Source organism: Paraburkholderia sp. BR10937, assembly GCF_040965695.1.
Taxonomy (GTDB): domain Bacteria; phylum Pseudomonadota; class Gammaproteobacteria; order Burkholderiales; family Burkholderiaceae; genus Paraburkholderia.
The window spans coordinates 94,235-109,643 of record NZ_JBFRCL010000002.1 but is presented as its reverse complement, the minus strand read 5'-3'; the positions used below and the strand labels follow the sequence as shown (position 1 = coordinate 109,643).

15 protein-coding genes, 2 pseudogenes and 1 riboswitch are annotated in these 15,409 nt (G+C 66.7%); of the genes and pseudogenes, 4 read left to right on the top strand and 13 right to left on the bottom strand.

What is annotated here, in order from left to right; translation table 11 throughout:
* Positions 1-7: 7 nt before the first annotated feature.
* Together AB4Y44_RS02470 and AB4Y44_RS02465 are read right to left on the bottom strand one after the other, a co-directional pair.
* The gene (locus AB4Y44_RS02470) at positions 8-325 is read right to left on the bottom strand and encodes a hypothetical protein (protein ID WP_342923544.1); all 318 of its coding nucleotides are present in this window, start codon (positions 323-325) and stop codon (positions 8-10) included.
* Between the two features lie 42 nt (positions 326-367).
* Positions 368-471, bottom strand: a riboswitch (SAM-I-IV-variant riboswitch).
* A gap of 126 nt (positions 472-597) precedes the next feature.
* Positions 598-2,352, bottom strand: coding sequence for an IlvD/Edd family dehydratase (locus AB4Y44_RS02465; protein WP_368698611.1), 1,755 nt, complete (start codon positions 2,350-2,352; stop codon positions 598-600).
* A 222-nt stretch (positions 2,353-2,574) separates the two neighbouring features.
* Between AB4Y44_RS02465 and zwf the strand changes: the two genes are divergently transcribed.
* Entirely contained in the window at positions 2,575-4,197 is a 1,623-nt protein-coding gene (gene zwf, locus AB4Y44_RS02460; protein ID WP_368698610.1) for a glucose-6-phosphate dehydrogenase, read from the top strand.
* Positions 4,198-4,219: 22 nt separating this feature from the next.
* Positions 4,220-5,059, top strand: coding sequence for an ROK family protein (locus tag AB4Y44_RS02455; RefSeq protein ID WP_342923547.1), 840 nt, complete (start codon positions 4,220-4,222; stop codon positions 5,057-5,059).
* A gap of 8 nt (positions 5,060-5,067) precedes the next feature.
* Here the strand turns inward: AB4Y44_RS02455 and AB4Y44_RS02450 are convergent.
* From AB4Y44_RS02450 to AB4Y44_RS02440, 3 genes and pseudogenes are all read right to left on the bottom strand, one after another.
* A pseudogene (locus tag AB4Y44_RS02450) lies at positions 5,068-5,552 on the bottom strand (cyclopropane-fatty-acyl-phospholipid synthase family protein); the annotation flags it as partial.
* A gap of 134 nt (positions 5,553-5,686) precedes the next feature.
* Complete coding sequence (locus AB4Y44_RS02445) at positions 5,687-7,507, bottom strand: chloride channel protein (protein WP_342923548.1); 1,821 nt, start codon at positions 7,505-7,507, stop codon at positions 5,687-5,689.
* Between the two features lie 95 nt (positions 7,508-7,602).
* Positions 7,603-8,277 (bottom strand): annotated as a pseudogene (locus tag AB4Y44_RS02440) (LysR substrate-binding domain-containing protein); the annotation flags it as partial.
* On the opposite strand from AB4Y44_RS02440, the gene AB4Y44_RS02435 reads away from it, so the two are divergent.
* Positions 8,277-9,479, top strand: a complete 1,203-nt coding sequence (locus AB4Y44_RS02435) for an FAD-dependent monooxygenase (protein ID WP_368698707.1) — start codon at positions 8,277-8,279, stop codon at positions 9,477-9,479. The pseudogene AB4Y44_RS02440 and the gene AB4Y44_RS02435 sit on opposite strands and share 1 nt — an antisense overlap.
* A gap of 99 nt (positions 9,480-9,578) precedes the next feature.
* The gene (locus tag AB4Y44_RS02430) at positions 9,579-10,103 is read left to right on the top strand and encodes a cytochrome b (protein WP_342923619.1); all 525 of its coding nucleotides are present in this window, start codon (positions 9,579-9,581) and stop codon (positions 10,101-10,103) included.
* A gap of 9 nt (positions 10,104-10,112) precedes the next feature.
* On the opposite strand, the gene AB4Y44_RS02425 is transcribed toward AB4Y44_RS02430, so the two are convergent.
* The 8 genes from AB4Y44_RS02425 to pqqA form a co-directional block, all read right to left on the bottom strand.
* Positions 10,113-10,541, bottom strand: a complete 429-nt coding sequence (locus tag AB4Y44_RS02425; RefSeq protein ID WP_368698609.1) for an ExbD/TolR family protein — start codon at positions 10,539-10,541, stop codon at positions 10,113-10,115.
* Positions 10,538-11,236 (bottom strand): MotA/TolQ/ExbB proton channel family protein, encoded by a 699-nt coding sequence (locus tag AB4Y44_RS02420; protein ID WP_368698608.1) that lies wholly within the window; start codon positions 11,234-11,236, stop codon positions 10,538-10,540. The genes AB4Y44_RS02425 and AB4Y44_RS02420 overlap by 4 nt, the downstream gene beginning before the upstream one ends.
* A gap of 13 nt (positions 11,237-11,249) precedes the next feature.
* Positions 11,250-12,005 (bottom strand): energy transducer TonB, encoded by a 756-nt coding sequence (locus AB4Y44_RS02415; protein WP_368698607.1) that lies wholly within the window; start codon positions 12,003-12,005, stop codon positions 11,250-11,252.
* 13 nt (positions 12,006-12,018) lie between these two features.
* Positions 12,019-13,137, bottom strand: a complete 1,119-nt coding sequence (gene pqqE, locus AB4Y44_RS02410; protein ID WP_342923554.1) for a pyrroloquinoline quinone biosynthesis protein PqqE — start codon at positions 13,135-13,137, stop codon at positions 12,019-12,021.
* A 1-nt stretch (position 13,138) separates the two neighbouring features.
* A complete protein-coding gene (pqqD, locus tag AB4Y44_RS02405) occupies positions 13,139-13,426 on the bottom strand; it encodes a pyrroloquinoline quinone biosynthesis peptide chaperone PqqD (protein WP_069262319.1) in 288 nt (95 codons plus the stop codon).
* Positions 13,423-14,142 (bottom strand): pyrroloquinoline-quinone synthase PqqC, encoded by a 720-nt coding sequence (gene pqqC, locus AB4Y44_RS02400; protein WP_368698606.1) that lies wholly within the window; start codon positions 14,140-14,142, stop codon positions 13,423-13,425. Before pqqC ends, pqqD begins: the two co-directional genes overlap by 4 nt.
* A gap of 2 nt (positions 14,143-14,144) precedes the next feature.
* Positions 14,145-15,068, bottom strand: coding sequence for a pyrroloquinoline quinone biosynthesis protein PqqB (pqqB, locus tag AB4Y44_RS02395; RefSeq protein ID WP_342923556.1), 924 nt, complete (start codon positions 15,066-15,068; stop codon positions 14,145-14,147).
* A gap of 66 nt (positions 15,069-15,134) precedes the next feature.
* Positions 15,135-15,209, bottom strand: a complete 75-nt coding sequence (pqqA, locus tag AB4Y44_RS02390) for a pyrroloquinoline quinone precursor peptide PqqA (RefSeq protein WP_006410019.1) — start codon at positions 15,207-15,209, stop codon at positions 15,135-15,137.
* Positions 15,210-15,409 lie beyond the last annotated feature (200 nt).

Genomic DNA, 15,409 nt, shown 5'->3' with positions numbered 1-15,409 from the left:
CGACGTTTCAGCGGGCGCGCACGAAATGATGCTCTATCTTCGCGCGCAACACGCCGTCGACGGCCGCGAGCTGTTCGCGCAGCCGGGCCGCCCGCCGTTCGGTCATGTCGCCAAATACGATTTTTTGCTCGAGCACGTCGCCGAAGCGGGTCACGGCCCATCGGTCGACGACCACCTGTTCGTCGTCGAGCACGCCGGCGGCAGTCGAAACGACGCCGAGATCCAGACCGGATACCAGATGAACGGTGTGAGTCAACGTGAAGCCAGGGAGGCAGTGCGACAGGTCTTCACAGACGGTCGACGAGGAGGAGGTATCTTGATGCATGGTGGCTCCGGATGAAGGTTGATCGAACCGGTGCCAGCCAGGCTGTTCCCGTTTCGTTGCCGTTAATCGGCCGCATCGCCTCGAGGGCTTCCACCTTGCCCGGGAGGGCAGGTTGGCGTCGGTCAGTCCGACTCTGGATGCTTTGCTGCTGCTTGATTTCTCTTGTTCGATATTTCGAACGAGCATTCATTATACCGAAATCAGGACGCCGGGCAAGCAGCGCGGCCACGCGCATCTTCACACCCGGCTTTCCCGGCCTTCCGGCCCGCAAGCTACTTCCTGGGGACCGCGCCGCGCGTTTCGGTCGCCCTGAGGAAATCGAAATCGGCGCCCTGGTCGGCCTGGGTCACGGTGTCCAGAAAGAGCTTGTGATAACCGCGGCTTGCCGTGGGTGCAGTCACCGGATTCGCCTGCGCCCGGCGCCGCAGTTCTTCGTCGTCCACGAGCAGGGCAATCTCGCGGCTGGCCACGCTCAAGCGGATGCGGTCGCCGTTGCGGACCTGCGCGAGCGGGCCGCCGATGGCGGCTTCCGGCGTGACGTGCAGCACGATCGTCCCGAATGCGGTGCCGCTCATGCGTCCATCCGAAATCCGCACCATGTCTTTCACGCCGGCCCGCGCCAGCTTCTTCGGGATCGGAATATAGCCGGCCTCGGGCATGCCCGGCGCGCCTTTGGGCCCGATGCGCTTGAGGACGATCACGTCGTCGGCCTGCACGTCGAGGTCGTCGGAGTCGATGCGGTTCGCCATATCGGTCGCATCTTCGAACACCACGGCGCGGCCCTCGTGCTCCATGAGTGCCGCCGATGCGGCCGATTGCTTGATGACCGCGCCGCCCGGCGCAAGGTTGCCGCGCAGCACGGCGAGGCCGCCTTGCGGGTAAATGGGCGCGCTGAGCGGCTTCACGACGTCCTGCGCGAAGCGCGGCCCGGCGCGCTCCATCTCCTCGCCCAGGGTGCGGCCAGTCACGGTCATCGCGTCGAGATGCAACAACGGCTTCAGTTCGTGAAGCAGCGTGGCCATGCCCCCAGCCCGATGAAAATCTTCCATGTAGTGCTCGCCGGATGGCTTCAGGTTGAGCAGCACCGGCGTTTCGCGGCCCATGCGGTCCACCCCGTCCAGATCGATGTCGAAGCCCATGCGCCCGGCAATCGCGGCAAGATGCACGATGCCGTTGGTCGACCCGCCAATGGCCAGCAGCACCCGCAAGCCGTTCTCGAACGACTCGGCGCTGAGCACCTGGTCGATGGTGAGCCGCCGTCGCGCCATCGCCACGACTTGCGCGCCGGTCTGCTCGGCCACGCGCATGCGCTCCGAGCTCACCGCCGGCGGCGAAGCCCCGCCCGGCATCGTCATGCCCATGGCTTCCGCCACGCAGGCCATCGTGCTGGCCGTGCCCATGACGGCGCAGGTGCCGACGCTCGGCACGAGGCGGTCGTTCACTTCGGCGATCTCGTCCGCCGTGACTTCGCCCGCGCGAAACTTGCCCCAGTAGCGGCGGCAATCCGTACACGCGCCGACGCGTTCGCCGCGGTGCGCGCCCGTCACCATCGACCCGGTAATGAGCTGGATGGCCGGAATGCCCGCCGATGCCGCACCCATCAACTGCGCGGGCACCGTCTTGTCACAGCCGCCGATGAGCACGACCGCGTCCATGGGCTGCGCGCGGATCATCTCCTCCGTATCCATCGACATGAGGTTGCGCATGAACATGCTGGTTGGCTGCGAAAAGCTCTCGTGGATGGAAATGGTCGGGAATTCCATCGGCAAACCGCCCGCCAGCAGGATGCCGCGCTTGAGCGCCTCGAGCAGCTGAGGCACGTTGCCATGGCACGGGTTGTACGCACTGCCCGTGTTCGTAATGCCGATGACGGGACGCGCCAGCGCGTCGTCGGTATATCCGGCGCCCTTGATGAAGGCCTTGCGCAGGAACAGCGAGAAGTCCGTGTCGCCGTAGTTCGTCAGTCCGCCGCGCATGCCGTGCGGATCATGGGAATCTTTTTCGTCGGGGGAGTGCTTGTCGGACATAACCACCATCCTCGGGTCGGTTCATGCAGATTGATCGAAGTGCCGTCGCCGGTAAGGGTACTGCGAATCGCGCCATCGGCGAGGTGGCGAGCGGCCCGACGTGCGCGCCCACGATATTACAAAATGCCTTCATTGGCGGATTGAACTCAATGCGCGCAAACTCGGTCAGTCAAGGTACCGGATTTGCTCGCCGTATTCATTTCGGCCCACTGAAGCGAAATCATGTCGACGAAACCGACCCACCCTGCCTCTTCCAGCGAAGCTTCCCGCGCGGCCCCCAGCGCGAAGGTGCCTGCGCATCCACGCGGCGCACCGGCCGCGCCCGCCTCGCCCCCCGGCAAGCATCCCGCGCCGCCCTGCACGCTCGTGATCTTCGGCGCGGGCGGCGATCTGACCAAACGCCTTTTAATGCCGGCGCTCTACAACCTCGCCGTCGACCGCCTGCTCGACGACGGCATGAAGATCATCGGCGTGAATCATGGCGAGCGCGAGACGAAGGCGTGGGCCGACGACCTGCACGCCTCGCTCGAAAAATTCGCCGCCGACAAGGCGAGCACCTTCCACGCCGGCAAGCTCGACGACAAGGCATGGGACTGGGTCGCGCAGCGGCTCACCTATATGGCGGGCGAATTCGAGGACGACAGCGCGTTCGAGCGGCTCGCGCAGCAGCTGAACGGCAAGTCGCGCGGCAGCGTCGTGTTCTATCTCGCCGTGGGCGCGCGCTTCTTCAAGCCGATTATCGAGCGTCTCGGCAAGGCCGGGCTGCTCGACGAGGGCAACGACAGCAACGGCGTGTTCCGCCGCATCGTGATCGAAAAGCCCTTCGGCGCCGATCTCGCTTCGGCGCGCGACTTGAACCAGCATGTGCTGAGCGTCGCGAACGAATCGCAGGTCTATCGCATCGACCATTTCCTCGGCAAGGACACAGTGCAGAGCATTCTCGCGCTGCGCTTCGCCAACGCGATGTTCGAGCCGGTCTGGCGGCGCGAGTACATCGACAGCGTGCAGATCACGGCTTCGGAAGTGATCGGCGTGGAGGGCCGCGGCAAGTTCTACGAGCAGACCGGCGCGTTTCGCGACATGGTGCCCAATCACCTGTTTCAGCTGCTCGGCATGGTCGCCATGGAGCCGCCCAACTCGTTCGACGCCGAAGCCGTGCGCAACAAGAAGGCCGACATCTTCGATGCGCTCAAGCCGCTCACGCCCGACGACGTGGTGTTCGGTCAATACGCAAAAGGCCCGGCGGGCGTGGGCTACCGCGAAGAACCGGACGTGGCGCAGGACAGCCGCACCGAGACCTATGCTGCCGCGCGCGTGCAGATCGACAACTGGCGCTGGGCAGGCGTGCCGTTCTATCTGCGCACCGGCAAGCGCCTCGCCGCGCGTCGCACGGAGATTTCGGTGCAGTTGAAGAGCGTGCCGTTCCTGCTCTTTCGCGACACGCCGGTCGATACGCTCACGCCAAACGTGCTGACGCTGCGTATCGACCCCTCGCATGGCACGAGCTTCGACTTCAACGTGAAGACGCCGGGGCCGGTCGTGCAGATCGGCCCCGTGCATTCGTCGTTCGACTACGACGACTTCTTCGCGGAGCGCGCCAACGTGGGCTACGAAACCCTGCTCTACGATTGCATGCTCGGCGACCAGACGCTCTTTCAACGCGCCGACGGCATTGAAGCGGCATGGTCGACCGTGGATGGCGTATTGCACCCGGAACTCGACGCCGCGCTTCCCGTGTACGAGTACGCCGCGGGCGGCGAAGGGCCGGCGCAGGCCGATGCGCTGCTCGCGCGCGACGGCCGGGCGTGGCGCGCCCTCGCGCCAGCGCCGGCGAAGAAGACGTGAACCCGACAGCCAAGGAGAACGTATGACCAGAATCGAAAAAGCGGTCAAGAAAAGCGCTGTGAAAAGCGCGGTCAGTGCAGCGCACACCCCGCAGGACATCGAACACATTCTCGCCATCGACGTAGGCGGCACGGGCCTGAAGGCCGCGATCATCGACGCGAACGGCGCGATGCGCACGCAGCGCGTGCGCGTGGCGACGCCGCATCCGTGCCCGCCCGCCTTGCTGGTCGAAACGCTCGCGACGCTCGCCGGCCCGCTGCTCAAGCAATATCCGGCTACGCACGTTTCGATCGGCTTTCCTGGTTTCGTGCGCAACAATCACGTGATCACGGCGCCGCACCTCGGCCCCGACGACTGGAACGACGTCCCGCTCGCACAGATGCTCGGCGAGCGCCTGGGCATTGCGTCGGTGCGCATGATCAACGACGCGGAAATGCAGGGCCTCGCCGCGATCGAAGGGGAAGGACTGGAATTCGTGATGACGCTCGGCACGGGCGTGGGCACGGCCATGTTCCGCGACGGCGAACTGATGCCGCACCTCGAACTCGCGCATCACCCGGTCAGCAGGAAGCGCGCTTACGACGAGTACATCGGCGACGCCGCGCGCAGCAAGGCGGGCAACAAGCGCTGGAACGCGCGCGTCGAGAAGATCATCGGCATCCTCGACTCGCTCGTGCACTACGACAAGCTGTGGATAGGCGGCGGCAACGCGGCTCGCCTCACGTTCGATCTGCCGCCGAACGTGGCGACCGTGTCGAACGACCGGGGCATCGAGGGCGGCGCGCGTCTGTGGCATCCGCGTTCGGTGCGCGAAACGCGGCAACTGCCCGCGGCCACGCAGCGCGCGGGCAAGTTCCGCTAACGGACGGCTTAACTCACGCCGGGCCAGGGCAGCGCGCTGGCCCGCGTGCCCACCTTGCGCCCGACGATCTCGTAAATCGACACCTCGTCGTGTTCGAACGCCGTGGCCCAGTCACGCAGGTATTGACGCCACGTTTGATATTTCCGGTCGTTCACGAGTTGGCGCAGCGCCATTTCCTTCGCGCGGAAGTTGTCCTCCCACAGGCAAGGCCCGCGGCCTTGACACACTCGCTCGCCCATTCGAACTGATTCTTCGACTGCGTGATGGCTACGCAGCGCGCGCCGTATTGCTGCGCGGCCCGAATGACCAGTGCGCCCCAGCCGCAATCGACATCGAGCAGGCGGTGGCCGGGCTGCAGGCCGATCTTCGTGAGCACATGGTCGATCTTCTTGAGCTGCGCCGTGGCGAGGTCTTCTTCGCCGCTTTCGAACCACGCGCACGAGTAGACCATTCTCGGGTCCAGCCACATCGCGAAGTATTCATTGGGCACATCGCCCAGGTGCGTGTCGCGCTCGGTCAGCACGCGCGTCGCAAATGATTTGAGGAATGAGCCAAACCCCTGTTTTGCTTTTCCCTCATCAGGCATCTATTTCTCCGTTTTGGCGCGTTGCGTTGTGCGGACAGGGCTCAGTGTTTGGCTTCGGCGCGCTCGTCCGTCATGCCCGGGCGCTTGCTGGTGGGTGCGAAGCGCTCGTTGCGCGGCACCCACACGCGGCGGAACTGTTCGCGCTCGCGCTCTTCCGTAAACACCGAAAGCGAAGGCTTGACGAGATCGTGGCGCGACACGATGCCGAGCAGGCGGCGGGTCTTGTCGTCGTCGACGACGGGAACGCGGTCGAGCCCCGTGATCGCCAGGCGCGCGGCCACGTTCCGGCAGGTCTCGCCGGGCAGCGCGACTTCGGGCAGTGCATCGGAGAAAAGCGCGCCAATGGGCGCATCCGCGGAACTGGGCAACGCACGGTCGAGCAGCGCGCGGTCGGCCATGCCCACGAGCACGCCGTTGTCGACCACGGGGAACGCGCGGAACTTCTGCTGCGCGCCGAAGTAGGTGCGCAGCACGTCGGCGACCGGCGTGCGGGCGTCGATCGATTGCACGCCCTGGGTCATGACCTCATCCACGTAGTGCCGCTCGAGCGGGTCGATGCTGTATTCGCGGTAAATGTGATAGCCGCGGCGCGCGATCTTCTCGGTGAGAATCGAGCGGCGCATGAGCAGCACCGTAAAGCCGTACGCCACCGCCGCCGAAGCGAGCAGCGGCAGCAAGGCATTGGCGTCGCCCGTGAGTTCGAACGCGAACACGGCGGCCATGACCGGCGCGCGCATCATGCCGCCGAGCGCGGCCGCCATAAAGATGAGCGGCCACACCGCGGGCTCGTGGCCCGGCATGTACGGGCCGGCCAGCGCGCCCACGCCCGCGCCCATCATCAGCAACGGTGCCAACACGCCGCCCGAGGTACCCGAAGCGAGCGCAATGACCCAGATGATGGCCTTCACGACGACGATGCCGATCACCGCCTGCATGGCGAGGTGATTGTGCAGCAGGTCGCCGATCACGTCGTAGCCCACGCCGAGCGCGCGCGGCTGGAAGTACCCGCCAATGCCCACCGCGATGGCGCCGAGCGCCGGCCACCACATCCAGTGAATCGGCAGCTTGCCGAACAGGTCCTCGACCTTGTAGAGCCAAGTGGACAGGCCCCACGACAACGCACCCGCGACGAGCCCGGCAATGCACGACGACACGATGCCGACCGTGCCGAGCGGCATGGTTTGCAGCGGAAAGAGCGGGCCGCTGCCGAGCAGCAGCGGCCGCGTGAATCCGGCGACGGCGCAGGCAATGGCGACGGGCAGCAGGCTGCGCGGCCGCAGTTCGAACAGCAGCAGCTCGATGGCGAGCAGCACGGCGGCGACCGGCGTGCCGAACACCGCGGTCATGCCCGCCACCGCACCCGCCACGAGCAGCGCCTTGCGCTCTGCCCCCGAAAGGTGGAAGAACTGCGCGATGAGCGAACCGATCGCCCCGCCCGTCATGATGATCGGGCCTTCTGCCCCGAACGGCCCGCCGCTGCCGATCGCAATGGCGGACGCAAGCGGCTTGAGCACGGCGACTTTCGGCGACATCTTGCTCTTGCCGAACAAGATGGCTTCGATGGCTTCGGGAATGCCGTGGCCGCGGATCTGCTCGGAGCCATAGCGCGCAATCAGCCCCACGATCAGGCCACCGATCACGGGCATCGCAACCACGAGCAGGCCGAGCGTGTTCTCGGCCGGCGAATGATTCGCCGTGGAAAACGACTGGAAGAAGAACAGGTTCGTAAAGAAGCGGATGAGGTGCAGGAGAAAGTCCGCCGCGACGGTGCTCAACGCGCCGCCTGCAGCCGCAATGGCGCTAATGCGCAGAAGCCGGACATCGGTCGCGAAATCGCCCCTGTCGCCGTTGTGATTGCTCATGGTTCCTCTTGCCGCTCGAAATCGGTCAGTAACGTCCTCCGCACTTTATATCACATTATGATGTAACTTGTGGCGCTGGCCGAATCCGTCGCCGCTCAAGCGCGGGCAGCGCCGCTACCCTTGCGCGCTTGCCCGCCCCCATCGGCGAAGAGTTCGACCACGAGTTCGCGCAGCCAGCGGTTGCCTTCGTCGTGCTGCACGCGCGCGTGCCAGAGCAAATGAATCGGCGCGGCGGGCAGCTTCATGGGCAGCGCGCTCAGGCTCAGCGAAAACGGCTTCGCCAGTTGCAGCGCCAGCCGCTCCGGCACGGTGGCGATCAGATCGGTGTGCTCGAGGATGTAGCCCACGCTCATGAAGTGCGGCACCGAGAGCCGCACTTGACGTTTCACGCCGCGCCGCTTCAGCCATTCGTCGACCTGGCCGTGCCCCGTGCCCGCCGACACCACCACCAGATGCTCGGCCTCGCGCCAGACCGCGAGCGTGAGCGCCGCGCTCTCCAGCGGATGCCCCCGCCTGAAGAGGCAGACATAGCGCTGATCGAAGAGGCGCCGCTGATAGAAGCCGCCCTTGAGTTGCGGCAGCAACCCGATGGCCAGATCGACCCGGCCGTCGGCCATCTCGTCGCTGAGATTGACGCCCGTATTGCGCACGGTGTTGAGCGCGACGCCCGGGGCGTCGCGCGCGAGGCGCTCGAGCAGCGCGGGCAGAAACACGACCTCGCCGATATCGGTCATGCCGATCGTCATGGTGCGCGTGGCGCGCAGCGGATCTGAAGATTGCGATCGTCGGCGCTGGCATCGGCGGCCTCACACTCGCGCTCGCGCTGCGCGAGCACGGCATCGACGCGCAACTCTTCGAGCAGACCGACGCGCTGCGCGAAGTGGGCGCAGCCGTCGCGCTCTCGGCCAACGCCACGCGCTTCTACGAGCGCATGGGCCTGCGCCCGGCCTTCGAGAAAGTCTGCGCGGAAGTGCCGGGGCTCGTCTATCGTGACGGCCGCAGCGGCGCGGTGATCGGCCACCATCGCGGCGCACCGGACTCGCGCGGGCAATTCGGCGGCTCGTACTGGGGCGTGCATCGCGCCGATCTGCAAGCGGTGCTGTCGGGCGCGGTCGGGCTCGAGCGCATCAAGCTCAGCCACCGGCTCGTCGATCTCGCGCAGCATCCCGACCGCGTGAGCCTGACCTTCGCCAACGGCGAACGCGTCGATGCCGATCTCGTGATCGGCGCCGACGGCGCGCGCTCGATCACGCGGCGCTGGATGCTGGGCTACGACGACGCGCTGTATTCGGGCTGCTCGGGCTTTCGCGGCGTGGTGCCCGCGCAACGCATGGACCTGTTGCCCGACCCCGAGACCATCCAGTTCTGGGTCGGGCCGGGCGGCCATCTGCTGCACTATCCGATTGGCGACAAGGGCGACCAGAACTTCCTGCTGGTCGAGCGCCATCCCTCGCCGTGGCCGTCGCGCGAGTGGGTCATGCCCGCCCAGGAAGGCGAGCAACTGCGCCTTTTCAGGGACTGGCACCCGGCCGTCGTGCAGATGATCACCGCTGCCCCGATCAGCCAGCGCTGGGGGCTGTTCCACCGCCCGCCGCTCGGCCGCTGGAGCAAGGGCCGCATCACCTTGATCGGCGACGCCGCACATGCGCTCGTGCCGCACCACGGCCAGGGCGCGAACCAGTCGATCGAGGATGCCGTGGTGCTGGCCGACCAGCTGGCGAAGGCGGGATCCGGCAACTGGCGCGAAGCGCAGGAAGCCTCCGAGCGCCTGCGCCGGGGCCGCACGCGCAAGGTGCAGTACGCTTCGATCACCACGGCGGACGTGCTGCATCTGCCCGACGGCCCCGCCGCGCAGGAACGCAACGCCCGGCTCGGCTCGCGCGAGGGCGTGCTCAATCATCTGGACTGGATCCACGATTTCGACGCGCTGGCACAGGAGCCGAACGAGCGCCAAGGGGGGACATGGCTTTAAAGGGGGTCGGCAAGTTGCACAGTTAATGATCCGTTAATCTGGGCACGCTAGAATCGCCGCTTTCAACCGATCATTTCTGAGCACGGAGCGCCCATGCAAATCGCCGCCGATTCGCGCTATGACTTCGTTGCGCGCCTGCTTCACTGGCTCGTCGTCGCACTCGTGGCGGCGCAGTTCGTGATCGGCTGGACCATGCCCGATGTGCACCGCGACACGCGCCCCGTTGGCGAAATTGCGTGGCATCTGGGCGTCGGCACGGCGCTCGTCGCCGCCATGGTGTGCCGTCTGGTCTGGCGCGCAACCCATCGCCCGCCGCCCGACGACCAGACGCCGTTCATGCGCGCCGTGGCGGCCCTCACGCATGTCGGCCTCTACGCCCTGCTCATCGCCGTGCCCGTGCTCGGATGGATCAACGCCTCGTCGCGCGCGTGGGACGTCACGCTGTTCGGCGCCATCCCCCTGCCCGCGCTCTCCGCTGCGGGGTCGTCGTTCGGGCACGCCATGGGCGACGTCCACAGCGTGCTCGCGTGGGTGCTGTTCGCGTTCATCTGCCTGCATGTGGCCGCAGCGCTCTTTCATCGTTTCGTGCTCAACGATCGTGTCTTGCAGCGCATGAAGCTTTGACGCCAGCGGTCATTGGCCGCGCGGCGGCGCGTCCGGCTCGGTTACGAAGCCGACCTTCGCGAGTCCCGCCGCGCTCGCCGCCGCGAGCAGCTGCGCGACACGCCCGTACGGCGTGGCGCGATCGGCCGAGAGCCGGATTTCGGGCTGCGGCGTGAGCCGCGCGGCTTCCGCCAGCCGTGCCGATAGACCGGACTCCTGCACAGGCTGCGCGTTCCAGCTCATGTGGCCAAGCGCATCGACGACGATATCGACGTGCGGCGCGGCCAGGTCCTCGCGCTGGCTGCTCGCGCGCGGCAACGCCAGCTGCGCGGCATGGTGCAGAACCGGCAGCGTCACCATGAAGATGACGAGCAGCACGAGCATCACGTCGATGAGCGGCGTCATGTTGATGTCGGCCGTCGGCATCGCTTCCTCTTCCACATCGCAATCGTCGTTCATACCCGTTCCTTCATCGTCGCACGCGGCGCAGGCGCGCTGCCTGTGAGCAACAGCGCGTGCACGCCGTAGGCGAAGCGGTTGAGCTGCGCGACGATATCGCGCGAAACACGCGCGAGCGCGTGGTGGCCAAGCACCGCGGGAATCGCCACGCACAGGCCGAGCGCCGTCATGATGAGCGCTTCGCCAACCGGCCCCGCGACGTGCTCGAGAGTGGCGTCGCCACTCGCGCCTAGTGCGAGCAGCGCATGGTAGATGCCCCACACGGTGCCGAGCAGGCCGACGAACGGCGCCGTGCTGCCGATCGAGGCAAGCAGGCCAAGGCCGCGCTGAAGACGCGTCGAGCTCTCGCTCACCGAAGCCCTGAGGCTGCGCAGCAACCAATCGCTCAGGTCGACGCGCCCGCGATGCGCGGCGCCGCTCGCCTCGTGGTGCGCCAGCGCGCGCTGGCCGGCGCTGGCCAATTCGAAGAACGGCGTGCCGGGGCGGCCCAAGGCATCGACGCCATCGTCGGCGTCGCCGGCTTCCCGGAAGCGCCTTTGCGCGGCGCCGCCATGGCGGCGCAGATGCGCGAACTCGCACGCCTTCAACACGATCACCGACCACGACACGACCGACATCGCGACGAGCAGCGCCGCCACGAAGCGCGTCATCGGATCGCCCTGAGCCCACAGGTGCGCGATTCCATAGGTTGGCATGAGGTCCTCCGTTTCATTCGCTGAGGGTGAACGTGAACGGCACGTCGGCGCGGGCGGCCGCCGGCTTGCCGTCCTCGGCATACGGCTGGCAGCGGCTCGCGAGCGCGGCGTCGCGCGCCGCTTCGTCGAGCCTCGTGTAGCCGCTGGTCGTCGCTACGCGCGCGGCGACTACATGGCCGTCCGCTGCGGTATCGACTTCGATGATGGCCGTGCCCGCCTCGGCGCGGCGCAAGGACTGCGCGGGATAGTCGGGCTTCGTGAGCGCGCAGTCCAGATGGGCGACCCGGCGCGGCGTGTCCGCGGCCGGCGCCTGGGCGACGGGGGCGGGTTGCGATTGCGGCTGCGATCCGGCGAGGCGTTCCGTTGGCGTCGCGGCTTCGGGGGCAGCGTGTGCGGGCGGCGGAGGCGTTAGCGGCGGCGGCAGCGTGCGCGTGATGCTTTGCGCACGCACAGGCGCAGGTGGACGCGTTCGAGCCGGCTCCACACGATGATTTCGGCTTGCTTCATGAGTGGGTCGGCTCGGCGAGGACGTTCGCGCAGGCGCTTCGCTCTTGTGCGACTCCGGCGCGATCAGCACGGTGCCGATGACCCTCACGCGCACCGGCACGGCGCGTGACGCGGGCGCCCCCCACCGCGCCACTACAATCAGCGCGGCATGCAGCGCGAGCACGCCCGCAACCACAGCGGCAATTGCAGCACGCCGCCCCAACACGTGCGGGCCGAATACCACACGCTCACCGCGATCGAAGCGCGCAACGACCGACGCCATGTCGATTCTCCACTCAAAGCGCGAGCGAGTTCTGCCGGCTGCGGAACACGATCGGCCGCTCGTCGTCGCGCGTCGGCCGTCTCGCGAATGCCACGGTCTGCACGATGCGGTCGTGATGCGGCGACTTCGCGCACACCGGGTCGGCCGCGGCGGCGTCGCCGGTCAGCAGGTAGGCCTGGCATCGGCAGCCGCCATGGTCGGCGTGACGCTCGTCGCAACTGCGGCAGGGCTCGCGCATCCAGCCGTCGCCGCGAAACGCGTTGAACGCTTCGCTCTCGTACCAGATCTGCCGCAGCGGCACGTCGCGCACGTTCGGCAGCACGAGGCCCGGCAACGAACGCGCCGCGTGGCAAGGCAACGCCGCGCCATCGGGCGCCACGCCGAGAAACACGCTGCCCCAGCCGCTCATGCACGCTTTGGGCCGCTGTTCGAAGTAGTCGGGCACGACGAACAGAATGCGGCACCGCTCGCCAATCCGGGCGCGATAGCGGTTCACGGTCTTCTCCGCTTCGCGAAGCTGCTCGGCGGTAGGCATCAATTGATCGCGGTTGAGCATGGCCCAGCCGTAATACTGCGTGTTCGCAAGCTCCAGATAGTCGGCGCCCAGTTCGAGCGCCATGTCGATGATCTGCTCGATGTGCGGCAGGTTGAAACGATGCAGCACGCAGTTGAGGACCATGGGATAGCCATGCGCCTTCACGAGCCGCGCAACCTTGCGCTTCAGTTCGAACGTGCGCGTGCTCGTGAGAAAGTCGTTGAGCTCGCGCGTGGAATCCTGCATCGACACCTGGATATGATCGAGCCCGGCCTTCCTGAGCCGCTCGATGCGCTCGACGTTCAAGCCGATCCCGGACGTAATCAGGTTCGTATAGAAGCCAAGCTGGCGCGCATGCGCGACGAGCGCTTCCAGGTCGTCGCGCAGCAGCGGCTCGCCGCCGGAAAAGCCGATCTGCGCCGCGCCCAGTTCGCGAGCGGCGCTGATGGTCGCGCGCCATGCTTCGGTGTCGAGTTCCTCGCCGTGCCGCGCGAAGTCCACCGGGTTGTAGCAGAACGCGCAATGCAGCGGGCAGCGGTAAGTCAGCTCGGCGAGCAGCCAGAGCGGCTTGGGCGGAAGTGCAGTAGCGGTCGCCATGTCAGTCGAGCCAGCCGCGCAGCCGCGCGTGATCGAGAAAGCGGTAGACGTCGGGCGCCAGCTCGGAGGTGCTGAAAAGCCGCTCCAGCTCGCCAATGATCTCGTCGAGTTCATGCGCGCCGTCACAACGCGCGAGTATCTCGCCCGCGCTCGAATTGAGCTGCACCATCCCTTCGGGATACAGCAGGACGTACGCGTCCTGGGCCGCCTCCCACTGCAGGCGGTACATGCCGCGCAAGCGCGGGCGCAGCGGCACGCCGCTGCCTGCATCGGGCACTATCGGGTTCATATCGGCCACGCCTTTTCGACCGCATCGAGGATCGACCAGAGAATGTCGAGCTTGAACTGCAGGATCTCCACCGCACGCTGCTGCTCGGCGGGCGTGCGGAAATGGCTCAGCGTCACTTCGAGCCCGTGTTCGACGTCGCGCTGCGCGAGCGGCACGCGGCTGCGAAAATATTGAAGGCCTTGCGGCTCGATCCACGGATAATGCGAAGGCCAGCCCGCGAGCCGGTCCAGATGAATCTGCGGCGCGAACATCTCGGTAAGCGACGAACACACGCCCTCCTGCCACGGCGCACGCCGCGCGAAATTCACATAGGCGTCGACCGCGAAGCGCACGCCGGGCAGCACGAGTCGTTGCGACCACATCGTGTCCCGATCGACGCCGACGGCTTCGCCCAGGCGCACCCAGGCTTCGATGCCGCCTTCGTTCTCGCCTTGCCCGTCGTGGTCGGTCAGACGCTGAATCCAGCGGCGGCGCGTGGCGCGGTCGGGGCAGTTCGAAAGAATCGCCGCATCCTTGAGCGGAATGTTGATCTGATAGTAAAAGCGGTTCGCGACCCACCCGCGGATCTGCGCGGGCGAGCAACGCCCGCCGTTGAGCATCCGGTTGAATGGATGGTGGATGTGATAGCGCGATTCGAGCGCACGAAGACGCGACTCGAATTCATTCGCAGTCCATGGTATTGCGTGCGTGTTTTCAAAGTTGAGAGGTGCGTTCATCGTCATACCTGGAACTGCATGCCGTCGTGGGCCACGTCGATGCCGTGTGCACGCAGTTGCGCGTGCTCGACGGAATGCGGGTCGAGAATCGGATTGGTGTTGTTGATATGCGTGAGCACCTTGCGCGTGCCACGCGGCAACGTGTCGAGCCAGTCGATCATGCCCGGCCGGCCGTCGTCACCGCGCTGCGCGAGATGCCCCATGTCGGCCGCGTGTTTCGTCGAGAGGCCGAGGTCGATCATTTCGGTGGTGCTCCAGAACGTGCCGTCCACGAGCACGAGATCGGCTTGGCGCATGGTGCGGAGCACATCGGTGCTCATCTGTGCGAGACCGGGCGCATAGAACGCGCGCGTGCCCGCCGCGACGTCCTCGATCAGGAGTGCGATATTGTCTCCCGGCGCGGATGCCTCGCGGCGCGGCGAATAGGGCGGCGGCTTGCTCTCCACGGGTAGCGCGGTAAAGCGCAGGCCGGCGCAAGCGGCAATCGTGAACGGCTCGTCCGGCGCGATCGTGTGGGCTTCCACGCCGCAGTAGTGGCCGAGCAGCGGCACGAGCGGCAACCCGCCCGACAGATCGTCGAGCACCGGCGCGCACGCATAGAGCGGCAGCGGCGAGGTGCGTTCGCGCAGCATCAGCAGGCCCGTTACATGGTCGATCTGCGCGTCGGTCAGCACCACGGCCGCGAGCGCGCTATCGCGCGTGGCGCGCGCGGGCTGCAGATCGGGATGCGAGCGCAACTGCGCAAGCAGATCCGGCGACGCGTTGACGAGCACCCAGTCCACGCCGTCGCCGCTCACCGCAATCGACGACTGCGTACGCGGCAGCACATCGCCGCACGCCTGCCGCGCGCGGCGGCAATTCGCGCAGTTGCAGTTCCATTGCGGCAGGCCGCCGCCCGCACCTGAACCCAGTATCCTGATCTTCATGATCGTTCTCGCTGCATGCCGCCCGCCACGCTCTGATGGCCGCGCGGACGGCACACTGCCGTGCGCTCAGCGGTTGGCGATATACATCGTGATTTCGAAGCCGAAACGCAGGTCGGTATAAGCGGGGGTGGTCCACTGCATGACATGTCTCCTTGTTTGAGATTGAGGCTGCATACCGCATCGAATGTGCGGCCAGTCTCTTCAAAGCAAGGGGCATGCCGATGCGGGCCAGCGTTCGCCCGATGCGGCCAGTGCTGCCTGCGTGGGGAAGGGTGTTGCGTTTCGGAACACGGGTGCTACAGGATGCAACACCCGTGGGACAGAGGAGGAGACAGAAAGCG

Coding starts and splice junctions, on each gene's coding strand:
- pqqE (WP_342923554.1), bottom strand. CDS start 13,137: ATGGCGACCGCTACTGCACTTCCGCCCAAGCCGCTCTGGCTGCTCGCC.
- AB4Y44_RS02445 (WP_342923548.1), bottom strand. CDS start 7,507: ATGAGCAATCACAACGGCGACAGGGGCGATTTCGCGACCGATGTCCGG.
- zwf (WP_368698610.1), top strand. CDS start 2,575: ATGTCGACGAAACCGACCCACCCTGCCTCTTCCAGCGAAGCTTCCCGC.
- AB4Y44_RS02455 (WP_342923547.1), top strand. CDS start 4,220: ATGACCAGAATCGAAAAAGCGGTCAAGAAAAGCGCTGTGAAAAGCGCG.
- pqqC (WP_368698606.1), bottom strand. CDS start 14,142: ATGAACGCACCTCTCAACTTTGAAAACACGCACGCAATACCATGGACT.
- pqqB (WP_342923556.1), bottom strand. CDS start 15,068: ATGAAGATCAGGATACTGGGTTCAGGTGCGGGCGGCGGCCTGCCGCAA.
- AB4Y44_RS02425 (WP_368698609.1), bottom strand. CDS start 10,541: ATGAACGACGATTGCGATGTGGAAGAGGAAGCGATGCCGACGGCCGAC.
- AB4Y44_RS02470 (WP_342923544.1), bottom strand. CDS start 325: ATGCATCAAGATACCTCCTCCTCGTCGACCGTCTGTGAAGACCTGTCG.
- AB4Y44_RS02465 (WP_368698611.1), bottom strand. CDS start 2,352: ATGTCCGACAAGCACTCCCCCGACGAAAAAGATTCCCATGATCCGCAC.
- pqqD (WP_069262319.1), bottom strand. CDS start 13,426: ATGAACCCGATAGTGCCCGATGCAGGCAGCGGCGTGCCGCTGCGCCCG.
- AB4Y44_RS02415 (WP_368698607.1), bottom strand. CDS start 12,005: ATGGCGTCGGTCGTTGCGCGCTTCGATCGCGGTGAGCGTGTGGTATTC.
- AB4Y44_RS02420 (WP_368698608.1), bottom strand. CDS start 11,236: ATGCCAACCTATGGAATCGCGCACCTGTGGGCTCAGGGCGATCCGATG.